We start from the raw sequence: 11,484 nt of genomic DNA on the forward strand, positions 1-11,484 counted from the left end.
CAATATAAATACAAAAAAGAAGGTGACTCTAAACAAGTTAAGATAAAGGATAGAGCGAGTATTTCTGAAAGACCTAGCAGTGCTAATAGAAAAAATCTTTATCACTTTGAAGGTGACACTATTGTTGGTAAAGACCATAAAAGTGCTATTGTAACAATGGTCGATAGAGCTAGCAGATTTACTATTTTAGCCAAGTCTATAGATAGAACAGCTAATTCAATCAATAGAATATTGTACAAAGTATCTAATGGTCATAAAATATTAACAGCTACATTTGATAATGGTAAAGAGTTTGCTAAACATAAGAAGCTAACTAGCAAGACTGGCATCAAAGTATTCTTTGCTGATCCATACAGTCCTTGGCAAAGAGGTACTAATGAAAACATGAATAGGTATATCAGACAATTTATACCTAAAGGTACTAACTTTAACAATATATCTCATCAATACATTAGAAAGTTACAGATAGACTTGAATAATAGACCTAAGAAATGTTTAAATTACTTGACACCTAATGAAGTACATTTTGGTATCTCTATAAACATTGAGAATACAATCTAGCCTATATATTTCTAAATTGATAATAGTTATTCTTAGTGAGTTTTTATTTATTTATATGGGAGCATATGAATAATAGAGGTTTTTCTCTAATAGAGTTAATAATTGTTATTGCGATAATTGCTATTATAGCTGCAGTAGCAATACCAATGTATTCAAACTATCAAGTTAAAGCAAAACTTTCTGGTGCAGATATTGCTGCTCGAAGTTATATTAATGAGATTACTCATTATACATATGAAGCTGGAAAATTTCCTGATGAGGACTCCAAGCTTTGGGATCATGTTATACTAAACAAAGACAATATTGTTAAAATTGAGAAAGAAAGAATAGATGATCAGAATGCAAATATTAAAGTTTATGTTGAACCAACTTTAATACCTGATGTTGCTGAACCGTACTATCAGTATGATTTGGTATTGACTGAGTAGGAAATTAAACTAAGAGGTATAGTTATGAAATTTAAAAAATAGTAGTTTTATTAGGTAGTTTTTTATTGGGTAATATTGCTTCAAATGCGGCAACTCTTAAAGTAAGTAAATCTGCAGGGAATTTATCTAGTAGTATGGTTCCTGGTGTAGCTAATGATAGTGATACAACAGGTGAAGCATCCAATACTACAACTGACACAACATCAACTCCAACAATTGAAGATACTCGAGCAGTATTAATTGCGTCTGGTGATATTGTACAACAGTCTATTCCAACTAAATCTTTATTAAATGACCAGAAGAGTTATTTAAACGAAGAGGGCACACATGGATTTGAATGGGTTGTGGTACTCCTGAAGAAGGGCATCTTGAAATTGCTGCACCAGATGGTTCGAGGCTTGCTCTTGAACTTCCTGAGAAAGTCGGATACAGATATTCTTGGGGAGATCGTTATTGGGGTTTAAAAGATGCTGAAAGCAATAGTTATTCAATCAATTTACATGATAATGGTAGTATAGATGCTTGGCTAGGTTCAACAAATGTCTACTCAAACTATGATTATGGAGATCCTGTGAAAAATAAAACATTAGAAAAAGCGCCTCAAGGATTCCGAGATCTTTTTACGGCTATTAAAGAATAATAATTTACATAATATTATTATTCTTAATTTTTTTGATAAAATTTATTTACATCTTTACTTCTTCTAAAAACCACCTATCAAGAGAAATTATACAGTTTCCATATTTAATAGATGCATAAGTTCCTCCATTATATGCAGAGCTAATATTTGAGCAGATATTATCACGGTATTTTCTAAAATCTTTGATATTAGAGCCTTTGAGAGAATCTAGTTTTTTATCATACATTTGCATTTGTGTCTTAAGGCATTGATTAATCTCATAGGTATTACCATCACATATTGGACTATTGGCAAAAACTAGTATTGGTATAAATAGTGAGAGTATTATTCTAAGCATTATCTTATATCCTATATTTCGATGATATGACTATCTAAATCAAGAAAGTCGATGATTTTATTTCTTTCTGTTGTCGTAATAAAAACTTGTGATTTTAGATTTTTGAGATAGCTAAAAAGGGTTTTTGTATGAGTATTATCAAGTTCAGATGTTATATCATCTATTAGATAAATACATTTGTTTTCATTTTCTGAATTATGAATCTCTCCTTGTGCTAATTTGATTGCACAAATCAGTAGTTTTTGTTGGCCACGGGAAAAGATATCTTGTATTGGTTTATGATTTATAGTTAGAACTATATCAGCTTTGTGAGGACCGTGATTAGTAACATTGTATCTATTATCAGAGTCAAATGATTCTTCTAAAATTTGGACTAGGCTTTTATGTGAGTTCCAACCGCGGAAGTAATCTATATCAAGTTTCAAATCTGGATTAAATTGTGACATAACTTCATATATTTTAGGTTTTAGTTTTGTAAAATAAGCTTGTCTTTTGTAATCTAGAATATCAGCAAACTCACATAATTTTTTATCAATACTCTCAATATAAATCTTAGGATAATTTTGCTTAAGGGCAGAATTTCTTTGCTTGATAAGAAATTTAGTTTGTTGCCATATTTTTAAGAAGGTTTTATCAAGATAAAAAGCTCCCCAATCAAGAACTTTACATCTTTGTTGAGCACCAGAGTTTATGATATTGAAACTTTCAGGATTCATTAATTGGATAGGCAAAACTCGCGTTATTTCAGTATGATTTTTTTGAATTTTACTATTTAATTTTGAAATATTATTACTATTTTTTTTACGTGAAAGTGATATGACTACTTCATTAGGGTTGTAAGCTTTTGTATAGACTATAAACTCATCGCTATCATGGTTAATTATATGATTGAGCTGTGAGCTGCGAAATGATCTACTATGTGACAGAAAATATATCGATTCAAGAATAGAAGTTTTGCCAGAACCATTTTTCCCAACTATAAAATTTATACTATTTTTAAAATCAAAACTCTTAAAAGGAATATTTCTAAAGTTTTGTAAGCGTAAGTTGGCTATATACATTTTTTAGATAAATTCTAAGCTAGTATTATAAATTTGTTGTTTTAGTATATCAGGATTTAGTTGATAAATATCGTTAAGCAATTTAAAAATTGTAGGTATATTCTCTGGAGTATTAATATCTTTAGAACTATTATAAAGTCTCATGTCAGGTGAGTCTGTTTCTAAAACAATATTTTTAGGATTGATTTTTTGTAGAGTTTGTTTAAGTTTTGACTGTGGGTGAGAGATAATTCCACCATTAATAAATTTTAAATCTTTAATGATTCGTAATACCTCATTATGAGATTTTACAGCATGAATAATTACTCGCTTATTAAGATTTTTAGCAATAGCTATTTGCGCTGAGAAAAACTCTATCTGTTTATCAAAATTATTAAATCTTTTATCTAGACCAATCTCTCCTGTAATTTTGGTTGAATACTTCTGAGTATATATTTCTAAATTATCCAAATCAGATAGACTATGATTGTCTATAAATACTGGATGTAAACCAAAATAAAAAGCAACGTTATTATATTGTTGATTAAGTTGAACCAGATTATCCCAATTATTTCTTTGAGTAGCAGGGTTTATAAAGTGAGTGATACCTAACTCATCACAATTTTGTAATATTGTATCTCGTGTTTTATCAAAAATAGCAAAATCTAAGTGACAATGTGTATCAATAAACATAGATGTTTAGTTAAATTCTTTGGTTTATTAAGTTATAATATAGCGCAATATACATAACAATTATACTTTTCAGCATCTTGAGAGTATTAATAAAATAAACATTTATCTATAAGGTTTGTAAATGAGCAAAGTTACAAAAGATTTTTTATTTGAATTAGGTACAGAAGAGCTACCTCCAAAAGCATTGCGCAGCTTAGCAGAGTCATTGTTAAATAGTGTAGAGACTCAATTGAAAGGCGCAAAAGTTGGTTTTGGTGGTGCTAAGTGGTTTGCTTCACCTCGAAGATTATCTTTTATAATCAAAGACTTAGCTGAGTCTCAAGAAGACATAGTTGTTGAAAAGCAGGGTCCGCTAGTTAGTATTGCTTATAAAGATGGTGAACCAACAAAAGTAGCTTTAGGTTTCGCAAGTTCTTGTGGTGTAGAGCTTGATCAATTAGATAGAATCGAAACTCCAAAAGGCGACAAACTTTTTTATAAAACTATACAATCTGGTCAACTAACTGTTTCCTTGTTGCAAGAAATTATTACAAAAGCACTTAAGCAACTCCCAATTCCAAAAATGATGCGTTGGGGTGATTCAGTTGTTGAATTTGTAAGACCTGTGCATTGGGTATTAGCATTATATGGTAATGAGATTGTTGATATTGAGATTTTAGGACATAAAGCCTCTAATGTTACTTATGGGCATAGGTTTCATTATCCTGATGCAATATCTATCAATGAGATTTCTGAATATGAGGGAGTATTAGCTGAAGCTAAAGTTTTTGTAGATTGGGAGCAGCGCAAGCAAATGCTGATTGAACAAGCCAAAAAGATAGCTAAAGAAAATAACTATAAAGTAGTTCTAGATGATGATCTTGTAGAAGAGGTTTGCGCTATTGTAGAGTATCCAAATGCTATGCTATGTAGTTTTAATAAAGACTTCTTAAGAGTTCCGCAAGAAGCTTTGATATCTTCAATGGAAGAACATCAAAAGTGTTTTGCATTATTAGATTGTGATAATAATCTTGTTGCAAACTTTATTACAATCTCAAATATTGAGAGTAAGAAGCCTGAGCTTGTAACATCTGGTAATCAAAAAGTTATGAACGCAAGATTAGCTGATGCTGCGTTTTTCTATGATACAGATCTGAAGAAATCTTTAGAACAATTATTACCTAGGTTAGAGAATGTTACATTCCAAAATAAACTTGGAAATATGTATCAAAAAGCTCAAAGAATTGCTAATACAGCACAGAAATTAGCAGATTTGAATAATGTAGATAGCCAACAAGCTTACAGAGCTGGTTTATTAGCTAAGGCTGATTTGATATCTTATATGGTATTTGAGTTTACTGATTTACAAGGGATAATAGGTAAGTATTATGCAAAAGCACATGGTGAAACAGATATCGTTGCTGATGCTATAGAACAGCAGTACTGGCCAAAATATTCTGGTGCAGAATTACCAAGGACTGATGTCGCAGCTTGTGTTGCTCTAGCAGAAAAGTTAGATACTTTAGTTGGGATATTTGGAATTGGTCAAAAACCAACAGGAAATAAAGATCCATTTGCTCTAAGAAGATCTGCAATCGGTATTCTGCGTATTCTAAGAGATACAAATATTGATATAGCTTTAGAAAAGGTTATTGAAATTGCATTAGATAGTTATAAAGAAGTGAATAGCTTAGAGTTTAGCTATGATATAAAAGCAGAGGTAGTATCATTCTGTCTAGATAGACTAAAAAATCTATATAAAGATGAAGGTGTAGCCGTGAATATCTTTGAATCAGTAATTAATACTAAATATGATTCAATCAAGGATTTTGCAGCTAGAATAATGGCTGTAACTAGTTTTATATCTTCAGATAAGGCACAGAGTCTCATAGTATCAAATAAACGTGTTGCTAATATTCTTAGTAAGAACGCATCTGAAGATATAAAGTACTCTTATAATATTGAGATAGCTAAGACAGTAGGTAATGAGTATGAACTAGCACTTGCTTATAGTATAGAAGAAATAAGCGCTGATCTAGATAAGTATCTAGGTAATAGAGAATATGACTATGCTTTAGAACTTTTGACTTGTTTAGATAAGGTTATCGCAGAGTTTTTTGAAAATGTGATGGTTATGGATGATGATGTTAGTGTTAGAGACAATCGAATAGCATTACTTGCAACTATTCATAAAATGTTTATTGGTGTAGCTGATATTTCAAAACTTTAATCTTAAAATATTTATTTCATTATTTTTCTGTTTTATTATGTTTAGATAATTAATCTTTTTTAGGGAACTTATGTCAGAACAGAAAAATGTTTTAGGTGGCATATTGAAACCATGTTGTTTAGAGCCTAAGACAGGGTTTTATAGAGATGGTTTTTGTCGCACTGATAATCATGATCATGGCTTACATGTTGTCTGTGCCATTATGACCCAAGAATTTTTGGAATATACAGCATCAAGAGGCAATGACTTGTCTACGCCTGATCTTTTATTTGATTTTCCTGGGCTTAAAGCTGGAGATAAATGGTGCCTATGTGCGTTGAGGTGGCTAGAAGCATATCAAAATAGAGTAGCTCCAGAAGTAGTGCTTGAGTCAACTAATGAGAAAGCCTTACAAGTAGTCAAGAAAGAGTACTTGCTAGAAAAGGCTTACTCTGTAGAGGTTTAGCTAGCTATTGATTACTTTTTTGTTTAGCTTGTATATCTCAAAAAGCAGTATAACTGTAGCTAATGCAAAGATAAATTGTGCAATTGGTGATGCTATCACTAAGTCTCTGTCATGATAAAAACTTATAAAATAACTACCACTTGCTGCAATCATATTTTTGATAAAGTTTACAATCGAATTAGCCGTGCCAAAACTATGATCAATTTGATCAATCGCAAATGAATAAATAAGAGTTGAGCTAAAGGCTACATTACCACATAAAACAAACATTATTAATGTATAAAAAAAGGCATTATCAAGATTTAGACTATTAAAGATAATCGAAATAATACAGCTAATAGTTATAAGGGCAACACTGTAATATAAAAATTTGAGTTGCTGAACTTTACTCGAGTGTCTTTTTATCAAATAGTTTGCGAATATAGCAGCAATACAGCATAAACCATAATATATACAGTACCATAAAGATCCTGTTGCATAATCACCTAAATATATCAAAGCTGATGATGAGATATAGATGAAAAGAGCAGCAAAAATAGTGCCGCTTGCAATTGTAGCAAGCATAAAGCGAGGATTGCTTAGATGTTGAAAATAGCTAGGGATTAATTTTAATAAACTAGACTTCCTATCTTTATGTTCTAGAGTTTCTTCGATTAAAAAAGCACATAGAAGCATAACTACACCATATATGGTTAAGAAGTGAAAGGTACTTTGCCAAGTGTGAGTTAAATTTGTAAGAATAGTGCCTATTATTGGAGCAACTATAGGAGCTATTAGCAATATTATAATTATTGATGCTACAAGGTTTGTAAGTTTAGCTCCTTTGTAGCAGTCACGAGCAATTGAGAAAGCTATTACAGCTCCTACAGAGTCCGATAAACCTTGTATTAAGCGCATTATTTCAAGCATTTTGAAGTTGTAATTATATGAACATAGTACCGTACTTATGATATAGATTACACTACCGATGATAATAACTTTTTTGCGTCCATATTTATCAGAGATAGCCCCCAAAAAAGTATACCAAATGAAAAACCAATAAAATATGTTGCAAATGTTGTAAGAACTGTACTATCGCTAACACCTAAGTCGCTAGCTATCAGTGGAATAGCAGGAGCGTAAGTGTTGACAGCTAGTGGCGGAAGGGCTGCAAACAACGCTAATACTATAGGGAATAATTTAGAATCTCGAGTTATATTTTTCATAAATAGATAGTAGAGAATATGTTATATATTTTTTATGGTATCAAGTATATACTCTTTTAATTTTTTACCAATTATTTCATATCTCCAACCAACCAATAGCTTATTACTCGAGTAGTTAGGGTCGATACTAAGATTATATGCTACTGAGCGAATATCTTTTCTTGATGCTATTAAGGAAGCATCGAATTTGAAGCTTCTTGTTTCAATATCAAAAAAATTAGTTATTTTGTCATTTATCTCGGTGGATATTTTAGTACCAGATTTTTGCTCTAAGTTTATATGCTCTAGGTTATGTTTAGAGTTAAGAGCTGTTATGACACTTTTTTTTATCCAAGGTTTAAGTTTTTTTAGATCTTCAGAATCAAATGAGTTTAAAGACTTAGGATTTTTATGGGCTATAGCATAAAGAATTTTATTATCAAAAATAAATCTAACTGGAATATTTTTTTGTTGAGCGATAGATTCGCGCCATTGAGCTACTAATATGGCATTTTTTTGTGTTTTTTCATTAAACTTTTGAATATTACCAATTTTATTATGAATGTTCTCAACAGTGTTAAATTCTGTTTTTTGTATTTCTAATAGTTCTTCATAGAAGTACCGTTTATAATCAGTTTGATTAAGTTTTTCTTCAAGATGATGTTTGACTTCAATAAGATGCTCAACATCTTTTAGGGCATAGTCAAACTGCTTTTGAGAAAGCGGCCTTTTACGCCAATCTGAGAACTGTGACTCTTTCTCCATTTCGATATCTAGTATATCTTTGAGTAGAGCCTTGAGAGATATCTGTGATTGAGTACCTAAAAATGAAGCGGCAAGCTGAGTATCAAAAATATTATTTACTTCACAATTAAAAAATCTTTTTATAATCGGGATATCATTTGTTGCAGAATGGATTATTTTTTGGATACCTGTATCCTCAAAAATATCTTTAAGCATACTAAAATCAAGATCTTCAAGAGTGTCTATCAAAAAGATTTCATTTTCAGTAGCTATTTGTACAAGACAAAGCTCTGGGTAATATGTTCGCATCCAGTAAAATTCTGTATCTACAGCTATTTCTTTAGTATTTTTGAGAGTTTGTACAATATTCTCTAATTTTTTATTTGTATTAATTATCATCGTTTTTTTAGTTAAAATACTTATAGAAACTTAAACTTGTCTATTTAGCTATTATAAAAGTTTATATATGTTAACATTTTTCATAAACTCAGTGTTTAATAAAATTAGATGATTGCGGATAATTCTAAAGATTTTGATTTAAAAAGTTTCTTGGCAAACTTAACTACACATTCTGGTGTTTATCGTATGCTTGATAAGCACGGAGATATAATTTATGTTGGTAAGGCAAAAAATCTCAAAAATCGTGTAAATAGTTATTTTTCGAAAGGTGCGAAAGATAGCAAAACTTTAATGATGGTAGAGCAGATTGCTCGAATAGAGATAACTATTACCCCTAGCGACTATGAAGCATATCTACTAGAGAATAATCTCATTAAGCAACATCGTCCTAAATATAATATTTTATTTAAAGATGATAAAAGTTACCCATATCTAATAATTTCTCGTGATAAATTCCCTAGGGTATCTTTTTATCGTGGCAAATCAGCATATAAAAAAGGTCAATGCTTTGGACCTTATGTGTCGATATCATCAGTTAAAAATACATTAAACATTATACAAAAAATATTTCCGATCCGTCAATGTGAAAACTCGTACTATAAGTCTAGAGTTAGACCATGCTTGCAATATCAAATTAAGCGTTGTTTGGCACCTTGTGTGGGTTTGGTTTCTCAACAGCAATACGATGAACAATTAGCAATTCTAAAGAAATTCTTAGCGGGTAAATTTAGCACTGTTTTAGAAGAAATCTCAGCAAAGATGTATCAAGCTTCTGAGGATATGGAATATGAGAAAGCTCAAGTTTATCGCGATCAATTAGTGATATTACGCAAGCTACAACAGCAGCAAATAGTTGATATTCAAGAAGATAAAATATTTGATGTAATTGGTATATATATGCAAGATAGCTATGCAAGCATAGCTTTATTACAAATTCAAAATGGTGATGTTATCGCAGATAGACATTGGAGTATTGATGCTAAAGGGCAGGATAAAACCTCAATTATGCATGCTTTTTTATCTCATTTTTATTTAGGTGATGAGATTCGTAATATTTGGCCCAAAAATATAATCCTATCAAAAGTTGAGTTTGCTGATATTGCCGATCTTATGAATAGTATCTCTCAAAAAATCGGTCAAGCCATAAATTGGATAGTTGCACCGGCTGCTGATAATCTCAAGTGGTTGAAATTAGCTGAGGTAAATGCGCGACAAAAGTTAAACATCTATACAAGCTCAAAATCACAGTATCAAAAACGTTTGGAATCACTCAAAGAGTTTCTTGAGTTGGAAAAAGATATTAAGCGTATTGAGTGTTTTGATATTTCACATTTCCAAGGTGAGGCAACTATAGCATCATGTGTTGTATATACAGATGAAGGTGAGGACCGCAAATCTCATCGCAGATACAATATCAAAGATATCAAAGCTGGTGATGATTATGCAGCAATTCATCAAGCAGTATCGCGTCGAGTTAGTTCAGGGTTAGAAGCTGACAACCTCTCTGATGTTATGATAATAGATGGTGGTAAAGGGCAGATTCATCAAGCAGAAGCAGTTTTTAGAGAATATGGGATTCAAGATAAAGTCCAACTTGTAAGTTTAGGTAAAGGTGTTGAGCGCATAAGTGGTAAAGAAAAAATCTACAAAGGTTTTGATGATACCGAATATACATTAGATGAACACAATCCCGGATTTTTATTATTACGACAAGTTAGGGATTCTGCTCATGATCATGCGATTAAAGGTCAGCGTAAAAAAGTAAGTGCAAATAGACAATCATCAATAATAGAAGAAATAGAAGGAGTTGGACCAAAACGCTGTAAAGCTTTGATAATGTATTTTGGCGGCTGGCAAGAACTATCTAGAGCTTCTGTTGATGAAATCGCAAAAGTCAAAGGGATTAGTAAAAAACTAGCTCAAGAGATTTGGGAATGTTTTCATTAAAAAATACTAAACATCAGCAACATAATGGCGTAGAATATTCGCATTTTAAAAACTATCAAATTAAAAAAAATGAATAAAAAAAGTTTGCTACTAGTTATTTTAGGAATATTTTCAATATTCTTCTGTTACTTCTTTGTCGATAGACAAATTGTTTGGTTTCTATATGAGCATAATTCTCGACAATATACGATTATGAAGTTTTTCTCAGATGATATTATTTCATTTATAAAAGTTTTAGTATTTGTATTTTATATATACTATTTCATTAAGCTTATACTCAAAAAAGTAGTAGACACTGACACAAAATTTTTGCTAGTAGCTAATGCAATTATAATTGGACAATTTATCAAAGATATTCTGAAGGGGATTTTTGGTAGATACTGGACAGAAACTTTTAAGAACAATCCTTCTTTGATTAGAAATGATTTATATGGATTCAACTGGTTTACATTTGATAATATAAATAATTCTTTTCCATCTGGTCATGCTACATTTATATTTTCATTTAGTGTAAGTATGTGGATTTTATTTCCAAAGTATAGATGGCTTTCGGCATTGTTGGCATTTTTAGTTGTGGTTACGCAATTGCTACAATACTTCCACTTTGCTAGTGATTTAATTGCTGGATCAATGCTTGGATCAATAGTTGGGTATTATGCAGCTCACTCTTATAATCAGAAATCTAAACAGTCTAAATAAAAGTACAAATCTCACAAAACTATAGTTAGCTAGATTGTATTCTGAAAGTTTTAAATAGTTGAAAGAGAGTTCCAAATATAGTTTATTAGGTTTTGACGAAACTAAAATAAACGATAAGGAACTAAAAAATGCCAAAGCACTTAACTCTTTCAAATAGA

12 protein-coding genes and 1 pseudogene are annotated in these 11,484 nt (G+C 31.0%); 7 read left to right on the forward strand and 6 right to left on the reverse strand.

Annotated features, from left to right (window positions below; genetic code table 11):
• Both F8C69_RS05650 and F8C69_RS05655 read left to right on the forward strand, forming a co-directional pair.
• On the forward strand, positions 1 to 561 hold a 561-nt coding region (locus F8C69_RS05650), incomplete at its 5' end, for an IS30 family transposase (protein ID WP_159183759.1).
• Between the two features lie 65 nt (positions 562 to 626).
• On the forward strand, positions 627 to 989 hold the full coding sequence (locus F8C69_RS05655; RefSeq protein WP_159184508.1) for a prepilin-type N-terminal cleavage/methylation domain-containing protein: 363 nt from the start codon (positions 627 to 629) through the stop codon (positions 987 to 989).
• A gap of 31 nt (positions 990 to 1,020) precedes the next feature.
• Here F8C69_RS05655 and F8C69_RS05660 read toward each other — a convergent pair whose 3' ends face one another.
• Positions 1,021 to 1,188, reverse strand: coding sequence for a hypothetical protein (locus F8C69_RS05660; RefSeq protein WP_159184509.1), 168 nt, complete (start codon positions 1,186 to 1,188; stop codon positions 1,021 to 1,023).
• 138 nt (positions 1,189 to 1,326) lie between these two features.
• Between F8C69_RS05660 and F8C69_RS05665 the strand changes: the two genes are divergently transcribed.
• Positions 1,327 to 1,629 carry a hypothetical protein gene (locus F8C69_RS05665; protein WP_159184510.1) on the forward strand — a complete coding sequence of 101 codons (303 nt, stop codon included), beginning with the start codon at positions 1,327 to 1,329 and terminating at the stop codon, positions 1,627 to 1,629.
• Positions 1,630 to 1,675: 46 nt separating this feature from the next.
• Here the strand turns inward: F8C69_RS05665 and F8C69_RS05670 are convergent, their stop codons facing one another.
• Genes F8C69_RS05670 through F8C69_RS05680 form a run of 3 tightly spaced genes read right to left on the reverse strand, consistent with a single transcriptional unit; the run spans position 1,676 to position 3,699 of the window.
• On the reverse strand, positions 1,676 to 1,966 hold the full coding sequence (locus F8C69_RS05670) for a lysozyme inhibitor LprI family protein (protein ID WP_159184511.1): 291 nt from the start codon (positions 1,964 to 1,966) through the stop codon (positions 1,676 to 1,678).
• 11 nt (positions 1,967 to 1,977) lie between these two features.
• Positions 1,978 to 3,027 carry a DNA replication/repair protein RecF gene (gene recF, locus F8C69_RS05675; protein WP_159184512.1) on the reverse strand — a complete coding sequence of 350 codons (1,050 nt, stop codon included), beginning with the start codon at positions 3,025 to 3,027 and terminating at the stop codon, positions 1,978 to 1,980.
• A gap of 3 nt (positions 3,028 to 3,030) precedes the next feature.
• A complete protein-coding gene (locus F8C69_RS05680) occupies positions 3,031 to 3,699 on the reverse strand; it encodes a TatD family hydrolase (protein ID WP_159184513.1) in 669 nt (222 codons plus the stop codon).
• Positions 3,700 to 3,820: 121 nt separating this feature from the next.
• Here F8C69_RS05680 and glyS point away from each other — a divergent pair, with 121 nt between their 5' ends.
• Both glyS and F8C69_RS05690 read left to right on the forward strand, forming a co-directional pair.
• Positions 3,821 to 5,908: a glycine--tRNA ligase subunit beta gene (glyS, locus tag F8C69_RS05685; RefSeq protein WP_159184514.1), complete on the forward strand. Its 2,088-nt coding sequence runs from the start codon at positions 3,821 to 3,823 to the stop codon at positions 5,906 to 5,908.
• Between the two features lie 70 nt (positions 5,909 to 5,978).
• Positions 5,979 to 6,353 carry a DUF2237 family protein gene (locus F8C69_RS05690; RefSeq protein WP_159184515.1) on the forward strand — a complete coding sequence of 125 codons (375 nt, stop codon included), beginning with the start codon at positions 5,979 to 5,981 and terminating at the stop codon, positions 6,351 to 6,353.
• Here the strand turns inward: F8C69_RS05690 and F8C69_RS05695 are convergent.
• Positions 6,354 to 7,558, reverse strand: a pseudogene (locus F8C69_RS05695) (multidrug effflux MFS transporter).
• A 21-nt stretch (positions 7,559 to 7,579) separates the two neighbouring features.
• Positions 7,580 to 8,680 (reverse strand): ribonuclease D, encoded by a 1,101-nt coding sequence (locus F8C69_RS05700; protein WP_159184516.1) that lies wholly within the window; start codon positions 8,678 to 8,680, stop codon positions 7,580 to 7,582.
• A gap of 108 nt (positions 8,681 to 8,788) precedes the next feature.
• Here F8C69_RS05700 and uvrC point away from each other — a divergent pair, with 108 nt between their 5' ends.
• Positions 8,789 to 10,627: an excinuclease ABC subunit UvrC gene (uvrC, locus tag F8C69_RS05705; protein WP_159184517.1), complete on the forward strand. Its 1,839-nt coding sequence runs from the start codon at positions 8,789 to 8,791 to the stop codon at positions 10,625 to 10,627.
• Between the two features lie 69 nt (positions 10,628 to 10,696).
• Positions 10,697 to 11,326, forward strand: coding sequence for a phosphatase PAP2 family protein (locus tag F8C69_RS05710; protein WP_159184518.1), 630 nt, complete (start codon positions 10,697 to 10,699; stop codon positions 11,324 to 11,326).
• Positions 11,327 to 11,484 lie beyond the last annotated feature (158 nt).

Origin of the sequence: Francisella noatunensis subsp. noatunensis (genome assembly GCF_009823375.1) — a bacterium.
GTDB classification, from domain to species: domain Bacteria; phylum Pseudomonadota; class Gammaproteobacteria; order Francisellales; family Francisellaceae; genus Francisella; species Francisella noatunensis.

Excerpts from the sequence above, each read along its gene's own strand:
- recF (WP_159184512.1), bottom strand. The coding sequence starts at position 3,027 with ATGTATATAGCCAACTTACGCTTACAAAACTTTAGAAATATTCCTTTT.
- F8C69_RS05700 (WP_159184516.1), bottom strand. The coding sequence starts at position 8,680 with ATGATAATTAATACAAATAAAAAATTAGAGAATATTGTACAAACTCTC.
- F8C69_RS05710 (WP_159184518.1), top strand. The coding sequence starts at position 10,697 with ATGAATAAAAAAAGTTTGCTACTAGTTATTTTAGGAATATTTTCAATA.
- glyS (WP_159184514.1), top strand. The coding sequence starts at position 3,821 with ATGAGCAAAGTTACAAAAGATTTTTTATTTGAATTAGGTACAGAAGAG.
- F8C69_RS05665 (WP_159184510.1), top strand. The coding sequence starts at position 1,327 with ATGGGTTGTGGTACTCCTGAAGAAGGGCATCTTGAAATTGCTGCACCA.
- F8C69_RS05670 (WP_159184511.1), bottom strand. The coding sequence starts at position 1,966 with ATGCTTAGAATAATACTCTCACTATTTATACCAATACTAGTTTTTGCC.
- uvrC (WP_159184517.1), top strand. The coding sequence starts at position 8,789 with ATGATTGCGGATAATTCTAAAGATTTTGATTTAAAAAGTTTCTTGGCA.
- F8C69_RS05655 (WP_159184508.1), top strand. The coding sequence starts at position 627 with ATGAATAATAGAGGTTTTTCTCTAATAGAGTTAATAATTGTTATTGCG.
- F8C69_RS05680 (WP_159184513.1), bottom strand. The coding sequence starts at position 3,699 with ATGTTTATTGATACACATTGTCACTTAGATTTTGCTATTTTTGATAAA.
- F8C69_RS05690 (WP_159184515.1), top strand. The coding sequence starts at position 5,979 with ATGTCAGAACAGAAAAATGTTTTAGGTGGCATATTGAAACCATGTTGT.